Genomic DNA, 14,707 nt, shown 5'->3' with positions numbered 1-14,707 from the left:
CAAACCGGGCCAGGCCGGACGTTTCCGTTGATAGCGTCGAAGTGGCCCGAGCGGTAGCCGGCCACCAGTCGCCCTGCCCGCCGGCACAGGCCGTTCGCGCCGGGCGGTCCCAGGAAGGTGCGGGGTCCCGCCATGTTCGACGGCTTCGAAGAGTTCGACATCGAGACGCCCGGCGCGACGATCCACGGGCGCCGAGGCGGAAGCGGGCCGCCCGTTCTGCTGCTGCACGGCATCCCCGAGACGCACCTCATGTGGCACCAGGTAGCGCCACGGCTCGCCGAGAACTACACGGTCGTCGCCACCGACCTGCGGGGCTGGGGCGACAGCGGCAAACCGCCGAGCACCGAGGATCACGAGCCGTACAGCATGCGCGCCATCGCCCGCGACCAGGTCGCCGTGATGCGGAGTCTGGGCCACGAGCGGTTCCGAGTCGTCGGCCACGATCGGGGGGCCCGCTGCGCCTACCGTCTCGCGCTGGACGAGCCGGACGCCGTCACCCGGCTGGCGGTCATGGACGTCGTCCCCATCGGCGACGTCTACAACCGCGCCGACAAGACGTTCAGCCTCTCCTACTGGGTCTGGTCCTTCCTGGCGGCACCCACGCCGGTGCCCGAGCAGTTCATCAAGGCGGCGCCCGCGGTGCTCGTCGACTTCATGCTCGACACCTGGCCCAAGGTGAAGGACGCCTTCCCCGCCGAGGTCCGGGCGGCGTACGTCAAGCAGTTCAGCGATCCCGCCACGGTCCACGCGATCTGCGAGGAGTTCCGCGCCGCCGCGACGCTCGACTACCAGCAGGACGAGGCGGATCGCGGCAACCGGAAGATCACCTGCCCGGTGCTGTTCCTCTGGAGCGAACACGGCCAGGTCGCGAAGCTCTACGACGACCCGCTCGCGATCTGGCGGGAGTGGGCCGACGACGTACGCGGCGAGCCGGTCGGTGTCGGGCACTTCATCCCGGAGGAAGCCCCCGACGAGACCACCCGCCAACTCCTGGCGTTCCTGAGCTGAGGCCGACGCCCGCCGCCGGCTTGATCCACTCCGGGTTCAATGAAACCGGGGTGTCCCGGTCGGCCCGATACCGCGACTTCAATGATCCCGAGTCGATCAAACCCCAACGGGCGGGTGGGTCAGCCGGGGTCGATCTCAGGCCTTGCGGGAGGACTGGAGGGTGGCGAAGGCGATGACGTTGTCGGCGTAGCCGGTGCGGCCACCGATGAACTGCCCACCGCAGGTGATCAACCGCAGCCCGGGTGGCCCGTCGTGGCCGTAGATCCGCTCGGCGGGCAACTGGTCCTTCGGGAAGTGCTCGACGGTGTCGACCCGGAACACCACCACCGACTCGTCCGCCCGGGCCACCTCGATCAGGTCGCCGGGGTGCAGTTTGCCCAGGTCGTAGAAGACCGACGGGCCGGTCTTCGTGTCCACGTGCCCGACGATCACCGCCGGGCCAGGCTCACCGGGGGTGGGCCCCCGGTCGTACCAGCCGGTCTCGTTGTGCCGTTCCAACGGCGGTACGGCGATCGAGCCGTCGCGCGCCTGCCCGACGGGTGCCACCGGCGCGGTCACCTTGATCGCCGGCACCGAGAGGCGCACCGGGCGACTGGCCGACAGCCCGACCGACTCACTGCGGGCCGGTCGGTCGCCGCCGGTCGGGGCCAGGTCGAACGGGCCGACCGAACGGCCCAGCCCCGCCCCGGTGGCGAAGACTCCGGCCAATACCAACACCACGGCCAGCGGTACGGACCAGGGGCTGCGCCCGGAGGGACGACTGCGCCGGGGGGCGACGGCGGTCGGCGGACGCGCGGCCACCGACGGGCGGTCGGGATCCGGTGGGCGGTTGGGATCCGGCGGGCGATGGGGATCCGGCGGGCGATGGGGATCCGGCGGGCGATGGGGAGTTGGCGGGCGTGAACCGGCCGGCGGCGGCGTGGGGCGGAAGATCGTCATGGCGGGCCTCAGCGACGCGTGGCGGCTCGGGGACGGCGCAACGCCATCACGGCGAGGATCAGCCCGGTGATGATCAGTGCCGCGCCGCCGGGCAGCAGCAGCTTGCCGGTCATCCCGCCGGTGCTCCCACCGAAGCCGGTCGCCGGACCACGGCTGGGCTGGACGGGGACCTTCTTGACCACCTGAAGCATCGTCGAGGCGGTCTCGCCGTCGCGGCACTCCAGCTTGACCCGGTAGTTGCCGGGGCGGGTGCGCTCGCGGACCACCGGCGCGGCGGTGAGCACCCCGCGCTGCGGCTGCACGCCGACCGCCCCGAAGGCGTCCGAGACCACTGTTGCGCCCACCGAGTTGTCCCGACAACTGGCCCGGATCCCGACCAGGTAGCCGGGCTGCACAGTGCTGGGGCTCACCTCGACGAAGATGTCCACCGCGGGCGTCGGTTGAGGCGCTCCACCGGGCGGCCCTTCGGGCGGCGGCGCGGGCGCGGCGGCGACGACCCGCTCGGGCACGGGCGCGACAGCAACAGCCTGCTCGGGCACGGGCGCGACAGCAACAGCATGCTCGGGCACGGCAAGGACGCCACCAGGCTGCTCGGGCACGGGAAAGACGGCGACGGCAGGCTGGGATTCGGCGAGGGCAGTGGCGGCAGGCTGGGGCGCCGCGAGGGCCGGCGTGGCGGCCAGCAGGGGGCCGGCGAGCACTGTCACCAGGGACAGGGTCACGACGCCGCGGGTCACTGTCACGATGCCCCCTCTCGACGCCGTGCGGCCCGGCCGGGCAGTGGAGCACCCGACCTGCCGTACCAGTTGGATCCTCTCATTTCCGGTCGCACATCACACCCGATCCGTCTGCGGCGTCGCGTACGCTCGGGTCGCTGTGACCGCCACCGACCATGACCCCGCCGTCCCGCCCGTGAGCCGGACGATCCGCACGTTCCACCCCCGCCGGGGTCGGATGAGCGACCGGCAGACCGACGCGCTGAGCCGGCTCTGGCCCGCGTACGGCCTGGACGTCCCGGACGGACCTGTGGTGCCCGTTGACCTGGCCGACCTGTTCGGTCGCCGGGCGCCCGTGGTGCTGGAGATCGGCTCGGGCATGGGCGACAGCACCGTTGCGATGGCTGCCGCCGACCCGGATCGAGATTATCTGGCGGTCGAGGTGCACACGCCGGGAATCGCCAACCTGCTCTACCTGGTGGAGCGCGGTGGCCTGCACAATGTGCGGGTTGCGGAGGGTGACGCGTTGTCCCTGGTCAACGGCTTGCCTGAGGGCGTGCTGGACGCGGTGCACGTCTTCTTCCCGGACCCGTGGCCGAAGTCCCGCCACCACAAGCGGCGGATCATCCAGCCGGCGCACGTGGCGCTGCTGCGGTCCCGGTTGCGCTCCGGCGGCATGCTGCACTGCGCGACCGACTGGGCCGAGTACGCCCAGGCGATGCGGGAGACCCTGGAGGCGGACCCGGAGTTGGTGGACGCGTACGGCGGCTTCGCGCCGCGTCCGGCGCACCGACCGGTGACGAAGTTCGAGCGGCGGGCGATCACGGCCGGTCGGCCGGTCGCCGACCTGCTGTACCGCCGACGGTGACCGACGAAACGCCCGAACCGGAACGCGGCAGGGCGTTCGGAACGTCCGGACGGGGGTCAGGTGCGGGCCGGGTTGGCGTACCGGGGCATGATCCAGGCACCATGGACAGGCTATGACGCTCACCGCCGCGCTGCCGACAAGCGCCGACCCCGACACCCTCTTCGACGCGTTCGCCGGCTGGGCGAAGGAGCGCGGCCTCGACCTCTACCCCCATCAGGAAGAGGCGGTCATCGAGATCGTCTCCGGCGCCAACCTGATCATGAACACGCCCACCGGCTCGGGTAAGAGCCTGGTGGCGATCGCCGCGCACTTCGCGGCCCTCGCCGACAGCCGGACGACCTTCTACACCGCGCCGATCAAGGCGTTGGTGTCGGAGAAGTTCTTCGCGCTCTGCGAGGTGTTCGGCGCCGAGAACGTCGGCATGCTCACCGGCGACGCCAGCGTCAACGCCGACGCCCCGATCATCTGCTGCACGGCGGAGATCCTGGCGAACCTGGCGCTGCGCGAGGGCGCGAAGGCCGACGTCGGCCAGGTGATCATGGACGAGTTCCACTTCTACGCCGAGCCCGACCGGGGCTGGGCGTGGCAGGTGCCGATCATCGAACTGCCACAGGCCCAGTTCATCCTGATGTCCGCCACGCTGGGGGACACCACACGCTTCGTCGACGACCTGACCCGGCGCACCGGGCGGCCCACGGCCGTCGTACGCACGGCGGAGCGGCCGGTCCCGCTCATCTTCTCGTACGCGATGACACCGCTGCACGAGACGCTCGAGGAGCTGCTGGAGACCAAGCAGGCCCCGGTGTACGTGGTGCACTTCACCCAGGCCGCCGCGCTGGAACGCGCCCAGGCGCTGACCAGCGTCAACGTCTGCACCCGCGCAGAGAAGGACATGATCGCCGAGGCGATCGGTGGTTTCCGGTTCACCGCCGGCTTCGGCAAGACGCTCTCCCGGCTGGTCCGGCACGGCATCGGCGTGCACCACGCCGGCATGCTGCCCAAGTACCGCCGCCTGGTGGAGACCCTCGCCCAGGCCGGCCTGCTGAAGGTCATCTGCGGTACCGACACCCTCGGCGTCGGCATCAACGTGCCGATCCGCACCGTGCTGTTCACCGGGCTGTCCAAGTACGACGGGGTCCGTACCCGGCTGCTGAAGAACCGGGAGTTCCACCAGATCGCCGGGCGGGCCGGCCGGGCCGGCTACGACACCATCGGCCGGGTCGTGGTGCAGGCCCCGGAGCACGTCATCGACAACGAGAAGGCCCTCGCCAAGGCCGGCGACGACCCGAAGAAGCGACGCAAGGTGGTCCGCAAGAAGCCGCCGGAGGGCTCGATCGGCTGGGGCCAGCCCACCTTCGACCGGCTCGTCGACGCCGAGCCGGAGCCACTGACCTCCAGCTTCCAGGTCAGCCACTCGATGCTGCTCAACGTCATCGGCCGGCCCGGGGACGCGTTCACAGCGATGCGGCACCTGCTCACCGACAACCACGAGGAGCCCGCCGCACAGCGCCGGCACATCCGCCGGGCCATCGCGATCTACCGGGCGCTGCGGGCCGGCGGGGTCGTCGAGGAGCTGCCCGAGCCGGACGAGACCGGCCGCCGGATCCGGCTCACCGTCGATCTCCAGCTCGACTTCGCCCTCAACCAGCCGCTCTCGCCCCTGGCCCTGGCCACCATCGAGCTGCTCGACGCCGAGTCCCCGTCGTACGCGCTCGACGTGCTGAGCGTCATCGAGTCGATCCTCGACGACCCGCGGCAGATCCTCTCCGCGCAGCAGTTCAAGGCGCGCGGCGAGGCGGTCGCCGCCATGAAGGCCGAGGGCATCGAGTACGAGGCGCGCATGGAACTACTCGACGAGGTGACCCACCCGAAGCCTCTGGCCGAGCTGCTGGAGGCCGCGTACGAGATGTACCGGCAGGGGCACCCCTGGGTCGCCGACCACCAGCTCTCCCCCAAGGCCGTCGTCCGCGACATGTTCGAGCGGGCCATGACGTTCACCGAGTACGTGCAGTTCTACGGGCTGACCCGCTCGGAAGGTCTCGTCCTGCGCTACCTGGCCGACGCGTACAAGACGCTGCGCCAGACCGTGCCCGAGGACGCCAAGACCGAGGAGCTGATCGATCTCATCGAGTGGCTGGGCGAGTTGGTCCGCCAGGTCGACTCCAGTCTCATCGACGAGTGGGAGCGACTGCGCAACCCGTCCGACGTGGCCGAGGTGGCCCAGGCGCACGCCGCCCTGACCGATCGGCCGCCGGCGGTGACCCGCAACGCGCGGGCGTTCCGGGTGCTGGTGCGCAACGCGCTGTTCCGCCGCGTCGAACTGGCCGCGCTACGCCGCTGGGACCTGCTCGCCGAGTTGGACGCCGAGGACGGCTGGGACTACGACGCGTGGGCCGACGCGCTCGCGCCGTACTTCGAGGAGTACGACTCGATCGGCGTCGGGCCGGACGCCCGCGGTCCGGCGCTGCTCATGATCGAGCAGGGCCGGGAACGGTGGACCGTCCGCCAGAGCTTCGACGACCCCAACGGCGACCACGACTGGGGCATCAGCGCCGAGATCGACCTGGTGGCCTCGGACGAGGTCGGCGCGGCGGTCGTGCGGATCACCGACGTCGGCCAGCTCTGACGTGTCTGCCCCCGACGGACCGTCGGGGGCCAACGGGCCCGGGGCGGAAGAGCGCCGGGGTACGCCGGGCGGCCACGTCCTCGATCCCGCCGAACAGCAGCACCGCCCCGGCGGTCAGTAGGCACACCCCGGTCAGCCGCAGCGCGATCGAGGCCACCGAGCTGTACGGCAGCACCGGCGCGAGCAGCACCAACCACAGATAGGTGACGACGTACCAGATCCCGATGTGGAAAACCCAGGCCCAGGACTGCGTCCCGTCTCCCCGGGCGGCTGTTCCTCTGATCAGCCAGCTTCCCCAACCGGCGGGCCGGCAGGTGTCAGACGGTGAACCAGATCCGTCGACGACGGGCCAGGACGAACAGCGTCGCACCCACGCCCAGCAGCAGGCCCGCACCGGCGACCACGCCGCCGGTCGACTGACCGGTCACCGGCAGGCCGCCTCCCCCACCGTCGGCGCAACCCGCCGGCCGCTCCCACCGGTACGGACCATTCAGGCGGGTGACCTGCGGGTCGAACTCGTCCGACCGCAGCGTGACAGCCAGCCCCGCAACGGCCGGGAAGGAGACGTCGACGGTGGTGCCGCTGACGATGGTTCGTCGCTGCTCCGGGCCGTGATTGGGATCGAAGGTGACGAACAGGTACAGGCCGACATCCGGAACCGACACCACGATGACCAACTCGTCGCAGGTGGAGCGCGCGCGAATGTCCGGGACGACGCAGTGACTGGGATCGAAGGCCCAGGAGTACGCGGCGAACGACTCCCGCTCGCCCGCGACGGTCACCGAGAGGACGTCGAACCCTCCAGGAACCACGATGCCCTTGACCGTCTGCCCCGGGGCCACGGAGACGGTTCGTGAGAAGCTCCCGGGGAAGGTCTTGACCACCAGGTCGACCGCGCGCCCAGCGGGCGGGTTCGCCAGGTCGACCAGCACGCTGCCGTCGCACCGGGACTGGAAGGTGGCCGTCGGATCGGTGGGCGGCTGCCCGCACCTGCCGTCGAGCGGGAAGCCGCCGGAGAAGCCGGACGTCTCGTAGTAGCCGTCGTCCCACTGCACCCACACGATCAGGTCGGCGTAGGTGGTGGTGCCGGGCAGGGCCTGGCTGCCGATCACCGGCTCGCCGAGGGAGTGCGGGAAGACGCCCTCGGGGCTGGCAGCGATGGGGTCGATGTTGGTGTCGGGCGGAATCACCTCGACCTTGACGAACCGGTATCGCGTCGCGTCGGTGGTAGGCGTCTCGGCAAGGATGGTCCAGCGGATCTGGTAGGTGCCGTCGGCCGTGCACCGCACCTCGTGATTGATGCTGAAGCCCGGATAGTCCGCGTTCGCCGGGGTCATGAAGACCAGCGTCCCGGCGAGGCTGACCACGACCGCTCCGAGGGCGGCAAGTGCTCGCCGTGGCCACGATCGGATACTGATCATGGGCGCTCCTGCAATGAGGTGAGCCGGGCTGGATCGACCCGGCCGGCGCGACGCCCTGACGGCGAAGACGGTGCCCCTACGCCGCGTCACTCCGAGGCAGGAACGGCCGGTGAGCCCGGGCAGATGCTATCGGCGACGACCTACCGACGGCGGCCCACGACACTCAGCCAATCGGGCAAATCGTCCGGTGGCCAAGTGGTGGTCGACCCCTCAACTTTGCTGGGCAATGTCAGACCTGTCGATTAGAATGTATGTACTAATCAAGATCCTGACCTGGGAGGACGCCCGTGACCGCGCCCGCCTCCACGCCCCTCACCCCCTACGCGACACTGCTCGGTTTCACCCGCTACGTCGACCGCACCGGCCCCACCAAGGCGACCTTCGTCGGCGGGCTGCGCAAGCAGCGCGCCAGCCGGTCCGGCTTCAACCCGCACGGCCAGTTCGTCAAGGCGCTCAAGGCCGACATCGCCTTCCACACCGGCGGCACCCACCTGGCCGGGGTGGCCGACATCGTCAAGCCACGATGGCGCCCGCTCTACCAGGCGCTCGTCCCCGGCGCCGCGACCTGGCTGCACTCCCTCGGCGAGCCGGCCGCCGTCGATCTCGCCCAGACCCGCGACGCCCTGGCCATGCTGGGCGACCTGCCCGTCAAGATCAACCCCCACTTCGGGGTACGCCACGCCGGCGGCCGCGCCGAAGCGGTCCGCCTGCACTTCGACGAGGCTCCACCGAGTGAGGAATCGGTGCTCGCCACCCTGCACCTGATGGCCCGACACATGGATGCGGTGCTCCCGCACGCCGAGCCGGTCCTGGTCGACGTCCGCCGCGGCCTGGCCCACCGCATGCCCACCGACGCCAAGCCCGACCAGATCGAACGATGGCTCTCCGGCGAGGCCGCCGCCTTCCGCGCCATCTGGTCCACCGCCGCCTAACCCCCCTCCACATCCCACCGCACCCCACCCCCGCTCCACGCACCCCACCCGCTCCAGGCGCCTGGCAGGCAAGATCGCGCTCGATCCAGGATGTAGTGGCCTCCGCCTGTTGGGAGGCCACTACAACCATGTTCGAGCGCGATCTTGGGGATAACGACGCGCATCGGCGCCGATGTGGCGACGGCGGTTATCCACAGGGGCAGCGTGACGCGACGGGTTTCGGCCAGCCTGGGGTCCATGCCGAAAGTTCCTCGTCGGCCGCCGCAGTTGCGGGGTCGGGTCTTCCGTGGCTCGACCGCCGTCTCGCGAGGCCTACTGACCCGCAATGACCTACGCAGCTCGGCGTGGCGACCGCTCTTCCGCGACGTCTACGCCGATGCGGAGGTCACAGTCACCCACCCCCTCAGATGCGCCGCCGTTGGACGCTGGCTGGTTCCGCCCGGTGCGGCGATCGCAGGGCGCGCTGCCGCCGGCCTGTTCGGCTGCGCGAAGCCGATCGCGAACGAGCCGGTCGACGTCCTCGTTTCCGCCGCCACCCGTACCGGCCCGACCGCCGGCATCCGGATACACCACGGAGAAATCGACTCCGGCGACACCGTGGAACGGGCCGGGGTCACTGTGACCAGCCCGGCACGTACCTGCTGGGACCTGGCCCGTTGGCTCGATGTGATCGAGGCGGTGGTCGTCATCGACGCCATGCTGGCCAGTCGGCTGACGACCATGCCCGCCCTGCGCGAGTACGCGCTGGGCCGGGCCGGTCGACGCGGCTGGCGGTCGCTGCTACGCGCGGTCGACCTGGCCGACGCGGGTGCGGAGTCCCCTCAGGAGTCCCGCGCCCGGGTGCGGCTCGTGCTCGCCGGCCTGCCGAGGCCGGAGACGCAGTGGGTCGTGGCCGATCAGGGCCGCTTCGTGGCCCGCCTGGACCTGGCCTGGCCGCAGTTCAAGGTCGCGGTGGAGTACGACGGGCTCTGGCACGACGACCCCGAGCAGTTCCATCGGGACCGCCAGCGCCTCAACCGACTGCTCGGCGGCGACTGGATCGTGCTGCACCTGACTGCCAAGCGCCTCCGGGACGACTTCGACGGGTTCCTCGCCGAGGTCCGAGCCGCCCTACGGGCACGCTCGCGCTCCCCCCGGTGACGATGATCGCGCTCGAACATGGAAATAGTGGCCTCCCTAAACGAGGAGGCCACTACTTCCTGGATCGAGCACGATCATGAGCCGGCGCGCGGGGTTCGCTGACGCATGGTGGCGGCGGGGGTGTCAGGCGGCGGGGAGGTACTTGGTCAGGTCGTCGAGGATCTTGTTGGCGGCGCCGACGCCGATGCCGGTCATCCAGACCTCGTCGGAGACGGGGTACGCCTTGCCGGCCTTGACCGCGCCGAGGCCCTTCCACAGCGTCCCGCCGGCGACCTTGGTCTGCTCGGCGGCGGCCTTGTCGCCGTACGCGGTCACGAAGATGACGTCACCGTCGACTTCGTTGATCCGCTCGGGGCTGACCAGGTCGAAGCGCTTGTCCTCCTTGTTGGCGAGCAGTTGCCGCTCGGGGCGGCCCAGGCCGGTGTCGCCGATGACGATGCCGGAGAACGAGTCCGGGCCGTACACCCGGATGTTGCCGGGCAGGAACCGCACGATGGAGACCTTGCGCGCGGCGGCGTCGCCGAGCGTCGCGCCGAAGTCCTTGGCCCGCTTCTCGTACGTGGCCAGCAGATCCTTGGCCTGCTGCTCGCGGCCGAGCGCCTTGCCGTCGAGGAGGAGGTTGTCCTTCCAGGTGATGCCCACCTTGTCGGTGAACACGGTCGGCGCGATGGCGGCCAGCTCGTCGTAGAACTTCTCCTGGCGGAACTTGCTGCCGAGGATGAGGTCCGGCTTCAGCGCGTTGATCGCCTCCAGGTCGGGCTCGGTGAGCACCCCGACCTCCTTGATGCCGGCGAGCTTGTCCGCGCCGAAGTAGGTGGGCCAGCTCTTCGCCTCACCGGCGGTGGCCGCGCCGATGGGCGTGATGCCCAGCGACAGCGCCGTGTCGATCTTGTCGGTGTCGAGCACGACGACGCGCTTGGGCTCGGCCGGGACCTTGGTGGTGCCCATGGCGTGGGTGATCTCCCGGGTCTCCCCGGTGGTGGAGCCGGCGACCGGGTCGCTCTTACCGCAGGCGGTGAGGCCGGCACCGAGGGCGACGGCCGCGGCGAGAGCTGCGACGAGACGACGCATCAGAGTCCTTTCGAGGGGTGCGAGCCGGCGAGCGGGTTGGCCGCGTCGCCGGTGGCGGGTCGGGCGTCCGGTACGGACGCCGTCGACGAAGAGTGGTCACCCGCGACAGCGGGAGCCGGAGCGTTGCCGCCGGTGTACGCGGGCACCACCAGCGGTGCGCCGGTCACCGGGCAGGGCACTACCACGCAGGCCAGCCCGAAGACGTCGCGGACCAGGTCGGCGGTGAGGATCTCCCGGGGCGGGCCGGCGGCGACCACTGCGCCGGCGCGCATGGCGACCAGGTGGTCGGCGTAGCGGGCGGCCTGGTTCAGGTCGTGCAGGACGGCGACCACTGTGCGGCCCCGCTCGGAGCGCAGCCGGTGCAGGAGGTCCAGCACCTCCACCTGGTGGGCCAGGTCGAGGAAGGTGGTCGGCTCGTCCAGCAGCAGGGCGTCGGTGTCCTGGGCGAGTGTCATGGCGATCCACACTCGTTGCCGTTGACCGCCGGAGAGGCTGTCCACCGGCCGGTCGGCCAGGTCGGTGACGTCGGCGAGGGCCATCGCCTGGTCCACCGCCGCGCCGTCCTCCGACGACCACTGCCGCCACCACCGCTGGTAGGGCTGCCGGCCGCGTCCGACCAGGTCCGCCACACTGACGCCCTCGGGAACCAGCGGGCTCTGCGGCAGGACGCCGAGGCGGCGGGCGACCTCCCGGGTCGGCAGCTCGCGGATGGCGGTGCCGTCCAGCAGTACCGTGCCGCGGCGGGGGGTGAGCAGCCGGGCCATCGTGCGCAGCAGTGTGGACTTGCCGCACGCGTTGGGTCCGACGATCACTGTGAACGCGTCGGTGGGCAGGTCGAGGTCGAGCCCGTCGAGCACGGTCCGCTCGTCGTAGCCGGCGACCAGATCGCGGGTAGAGAGCATCACACGACTCCTTGAGGCGTCACGACGACCGCCGCCGGCCGCGCAGCAGCAGGAAGATCAGGTACGGGCCGCCGATCGCGGCGGTCAGCACACCGGCGGGTAGTTGGGTGGGTGCGAACAGCCGCCGGCCGGCCAGGTCGGCCAGCACGAGCAGGAGGGCGCCGAGCAGCGCCGCGCAGACCAGCGGTGGTCGTTCGGCGCGTACCAGTCGTCGGGCCACCTGCGGGGCGACCAGCGCCACGAAATCGACGGCGCCGACCTGGGCGGTGACCATCGCGGCGACGAGTACGCCGGTGCCGGCGAGGCCGATCCGGCGGGCCACCGGGCGCAGCCCGACGCCCCGGGCGGTGTCGTCGTCGAGGGCGGTGCTGTTCAGCGCCCAGCCGGCCCAGGCCAGCACCGGCAGCAGCATCAGCAGTGTGCCGGCGATCCAGGCGGCCTCGGTCCAGCCCTTACCCGCCAGGGTGCCGATCAGCCAGATCTGCGCGCGCAGTCCGTCGATCGGGTCGGCGGTGAGCATGACCACCTCGGTGAGCGCCCGGAAGCCGAACGCGACCGCCACCCCGGCGAGCACGAATCGCTGCGCGGCCAGCCCGTGCCGGGCGCCGAGGGCGAACAGCAGGACCGCCGCGAGCAGCCCGCCCACCAGCGCTGTGGGTGCCACCAGCACCGCGGCCATTCCGCTGGTCAGGGCCACTGTCGCGGCGAGGCCGGCGCCCTGGGTGATGCCGATGACGTCCGGGCTGGCGAGTGGGTTGCGGGCCACGCTCTGGATCAGCGTGCCGGCCACGCCGAAGGCGGCGCCGGCCACGGCCGCCAGCACGACCCGCGGCAGCCGAAGATCAAAGACCACGAGGTCGTACGGGGTGCCAGCGCCGGAGAGGGCGCGCAGCACGTCGGCCGGGGCGACGTACGGGGTACCCAGCGAGAGGCTGAGCACGACGGCCAGCAGGAGGAGCACGGTCAGCACGGCGGCCACCAGTACCGCGCGCCGACGGATCAGCAGGCTGACCGGGCCGATCCGCAGCAGCGACCGCCCGGGCAGCCGAGCCGCATCGGCACCAGGCGAGCCTGGGTGCCGGGTGGTGGTCACGCGGTCACCACCCGGGCGCGGCGGACCAGCACGGCCAGCACTGGCGCGCCGATCAGCGCGGTGACGATCCCGGCCGGGATCTCGCCGGGCGGGGCGACGAGCCGACCGACGATGTCGGCGGCGAGCAGCAGCGCCGGCCCGAGCAGGGCGGAGACGGCGAGGGTCCAGCGGTGGTCCGCGCCGACCAGGGCGCGGGCCAGGTGCGGCACGGCCAGCCCGACGAACGCGACAGGTCCGGCGGCGGCCACCGCGGCGCCGGTCAGCAGCACGGCCGCGAGGCCACCACCGAGGCGGACCAGACCGATCCGGTGGCCGAGACCACGGGCCACGTCGTCGCCGAGGGCCAGCGCGTCCAGGCCCCGGGCCACCAGGGCGGCCAGCACCAACCCGACGAGGACGAACGGCAGCACCTGCGCGGCAACCGACAGGTCCCGTCCGGCCAGCCCGCCGACCACCCAGAAGCGGTACTCCTCGAAGGTGCGGGCGTCGATGCTGAGCAGCGCGTACACCCCGGAGGCCAGGCTGGCGTCGAGCGCCGCGCCGACCAGCGCGAGGGTGACCGGGCTGGCGCCCTCGCGGGCGCGGGTGGCGATGGCGAAGACCAGCAGCCCGGCGATGAGGGCCCCGGCGATGCCGAACCAGACGTACCCGGCGAGCGTGCTGACGCCGAAGACGGAGATCGCGAGCACCACCCCGAACGACGCGCCCGCGCTGATGCCGAGGATGCGCGGCTCGGCGAGGGGGTTGCGGGTGAGCGCCTGGAACAGCACCCCAGCCACGGCGAGCGCGAGCCCGACAGCGAGGCCGAGCGCGGTCCGGGGCATCCGCAGCTCACGGACGATGGTGCTGGCGTCGCCGCCGTCCGGAGCGACGAGCGCGTGCCAGACCTGGTCGACGCCGAGTTGTCGGCTGCCGAGGGCGAAGCTGGCCAGCACGGTGAGCAGCAGCACCAGCGCGGCCCCGACCGTGACGGCCACCCGACGGCCGGTGCGGGTGCCGGACCGGTTGCGGGCCGGGGTCGGCCGGGTGGCGAGGGTGGTCACGAGTCTCCTGCACGTTCACGCTTAGGTTCGCCTAACCTTAGCCGCTCAGTTGAGGGCCACCTAACTGGCGCTTGTCGATCCGCGACGGGCTGAGCAGGGCAGACGCCCGCGCGAAGAGGGCTGCGCGCCTAGGGTTGGCTCATGCGATTCGACCAGCACACGGTCGTCCTGCTGAGCCGGCCGTCGGATCCGCCGGAGCTGCCGCAGGACGCGATCGACCGGTTGCGGGACGCGCACCTGGCCCACCAGGCGGGCCTCGTGCAGCAGGGGCTGGTGCTCGCGACCGGGCCGTTCCTGCACCCCGACGACGAGCAGCTGCGCGGCTTCGTGGTGCTGTCCATCGCCCCGGACGACGCACGCGCGCTGTTCGCCAACGACCCCGCCGTGCGGGCCGGTCGCCTGGTCGCGCGGGTGACGTCGTGGCTGCTTCCGGAGGGCAACCTGCGGTTCGAGAGCGTGCCGGTGCCGCAGTCGATGCTGGAGGCAGCCTCCGGGGACTGACCCGGCCCGGTCAGCCAGCCGAGCCGCTGCCGGTCTCCGCCGGCAACTCATCGAGCGGGACCACCCGCAGGGCGTCCATCGGGCCGACGATCACCCGCAGTTCCGGGACGTAGTCCCGCAGCACCTGCTGGCACCGGTCACAGGGCGCGACGACCTCGCGGCCACGGTCGGCGACCGTGACGATCGTCTCCAGCGCGGTGACGCCCTGCGTGGCGGCCGTGCCGATCACGACAAGTTCGGCGCAGGCCCCTCCGATGGCGTGCTGGACGTTCACGCCGGTGAAGACCCGCCCGTCCGCGGTCCGGGCCGCCGACGCGACAGTGTGGTGCTGGCTGCGGCAGCGCAGCTTGGAGACCGCCGTGGCGGCCTGCACCAACGCGCGGTCGGTGTCGCGCATCTCCATCCGGCTCCCCCAGCGCTCGACGTCGGCCGCCAACTCTAGGGCCC

At 71.7% G+C, this 14,707-nt stretch carries 15 protein-coding genes; 6 read left to right on the top strand and 9 right to left on the bottom strand.

The window, feature by feature from the left end:
* The first annotated feature begins 132 nt into the window (after window positions 1–132).
* Window positions 133–1,008, top strand: a complete 876-nt coding sequence (locus ACLJOK_RS26570) for an alpha/beta fold hydrolase (protein WP_410821297.1) — start codon at window positions 133–135, stop codon at window positions 1,006–1,008.
* 135 nt (window positions 1,009–1,143) lie between these two features.
* Here ACLJOK_RS26570 and ACLJOK_RS26565 read toward each other — a convergent pair whose 3' ends face one another.
* Both ACLJOK_RS26565 and ACLJOK_RS26560 read right to left on the bottom strand, forming a co-directional pair.
* Window positions 1,144–1,809, bottom strand: a complete 666-nt coding sequence (locus ACLJOK_RS26565) for a class F sortase (RefSeq protein WP_410821296.1) — start codon at window positions 1,807–1,809, stop codon at window positions 1,144–1,146.
* Window positions 1,810–1,955: 146 nt separating this feature from the next.
* Window positions 1,956–2,693: a hypothetical protein gene (locus tag ACLJOK_RS26560; protein ID WP_410821598.1), complete on the bottom strand. Its 738-nt coding sequence runs from the start codon at window positions 2,691–2,693 to the stop codon at window positions 1,956–1,958.
* Between the two features lie 130 nt (window positions 2,694–2,823).
* Between ACLJOK_RS26560 and trmB the strand changes: the two genes are divergently transcribed.
* Together trmB and ACLJOK_RS26550 are read left to right on the top strand one after the other, a co-directional pair.
* Window positions 2,824–3,531, top strand: a complete 708-nt coding sequence (gene trmB, locus ACLJOK_RS26555) for a tRNA (guanosine(46)-N7)-methyltransferase TrmB (protein WP_410821295.1) — start codon at window positions 2,824–2,826, stop codon at window positions 3,529–3,531.
* 112 nt (window positions 3,532–3,643) lie between these two features.
* A complete protein-coding gene (locus ACLJOK_RS26550) occupies window positions 3,644–6,157 on the top strand; it encodes a DEAD/DEAH box helicase (RefSeq protein ID WP_410821294.1) in 2,514 nt (837 codons plus the stop codon).
* On the opposite strand, the gene ACLJOK_RS26545 is transcribed toward ACLJOK_RS26550, so the two are convergent.
* Entirely contained in the window at window positions 6,135–6,347 is a 213-nt protein-coding gene (locus tag ACLJOK_RS26545; protein ID WP_410821293.1) for a hypothetical protein, read from the bottom strand. The genes ACLJOK_RS26550 and ACLJOK_RS26545 overlap by 23 nt on opposite strands.
* Window positions 6,348–6,474: 127 nt before the next feature.
* Window positions 6,475–7,578 (bottom strand): hypothetical protein, encoded by a 1,104-nt coding sequence (locus tag ACLJOK_RS26540; RefSeq protein WP_410821292.1) that lies wholly within the window; start codon window positions 7,576–7,578, stop codon window positions 6,475–6,477.
* 287 nt (window positions 7,579–7,865) lie between these two features.
* On the opposite strand from ACLJOK_RS26540, the gene ACLJOK_RS26535 reads away from it, so the two are divergent.
* Together ACLJOK_RS26535 and ACLJOK_RS26530 are read left to right on the top strand one after the other, a co-directional pair.
* Window positions 7,866–8,510, top strand: coding sequence for a hypothetical protein (locus ACLJOK_RS26535; protein ID WP_410821291.1), 645 nt, complete (start codon window positions 7,866–7,868; stop codon window positions 8,508–8,510).
* A 237-nt stretch (window positions 8,511–8,747) separates the two neighbouring features.
* Complete coding sequence (locus ACLJOK_RS26530; RefSeq protein ID WP_410821290.1) at window positions 8,748–9,650, top strand: endonuclease domain-containing protein; 903 nt, start codon at window positions 8,748–8,750, stop codon at window positions 9,648–9,650.
* A gap of 123 nt (window positions 9,651–9,773) precedes the next feature.
* Here the strand turns inward: ACLJOK_RS26530 and ACLJOK_RS26525 are convergent, their stop codons facing one another.
* From ACLJOK_RS26525 to ACLJOK_RS26510, 4 genes are read right to left on the bottom strand one after another with little or no spacing between them, the layout of a single operon-like run.
* Complete coding sequence (locus ACLJOK_RS26525; protein ID WP_410821289.1) at window positions 9,774–10,721, bottom strand: ABC transporter substrate-binding protein; 948 nt, start codon at window positions 10,719–10,721, stop codon at window positions 9,774–9,776.
* Window positions 10,721–11,623: an ABC transporter ATP-binding protein gene (locus ACLJOK_RS26520; RefSeq protein WP_410821288.1), complete on the bottom strand. Its 903-nt coding sequence runs from the start codon at window positions 11,621–11,623 to the stop codon at window positions 10,721–10,723. Before ACLJOK_RS26520 ends, ACLJOK_RS26525 begins: the two co-directional genes overlap by 1 nt.
* A 19-nt stretch (window positions 11,624–11,642) precedes the next feature.
* Entirely contained in the window at window positions 11,643–12,716 is a 1,074-nt protein-coding gene (locus tag ACLJOK_RS26515; protein ID WP_410821287.1) for a FecCD family ABC transporter permease, read from the bottom strand.
* Entirely contained in the window at window positions 12,713–13,759 is a 1,047-nt protein-coding gene (locus ACLJOK_RS26510) for a FecCD family ABC transporter permease (protein ID WP_410821286.1), read from the bottom strand. Before ACLJOK_RS26510 ends, ACLJOK_RS26515 begins: the two co-directional genes overlap by 4 nt.
* A 141-nt stretch (window positions 13,760–13,900) precedes the next feature.
* Between ACLJOK_RS26510 and ACLJOK_RS26505 the strand changes: the two genes are divergently transcribed.
* The gene (locus ACLJOK_RS26505; protein ID WP_410821285.1) at window positions 13,901–14,260 is read left to right on the top strand and encodes a YciI family protein; all 360 of its coding nucleotides are present in this window, start codon (window positions 13,901–13,903) and stop codon (window positions 14,258–14,260) included.
* 10 nt (window positions 14,261–14,270) lie between these two features.
* Here the strand turns inward: ACLJOK_RS26505 and ACLJOK_RS26500 are convergent, their stop codons facing one another.
* Window positions 14,271–14,663, bottom strand: coding sequence for a cytidine deaminase (locus ACLJOK_RS26500; protein WP_410821284.1), 393 nt, complete (start codon window positions 14,661–14,663; stop codon window positions 14,271–14,273).
* Between the last annotated feature and the right edge of the window lie 44 nt (window positions 14,664–14,707).

This window comes from Micromonospora sp. 050-3, from assembly GCF_046549335.1.
In the GTDB taxonomy this organism is placed as follows: Bacteria; Actinomycetota; Actinomycetes; order Mycobacteriales; family Micromonosporaceae; genus Micromonospora; species Micromonospora trifolii.
This window is presented reverse-complemented; position numbering and strand designations above follow the sequence as displayed.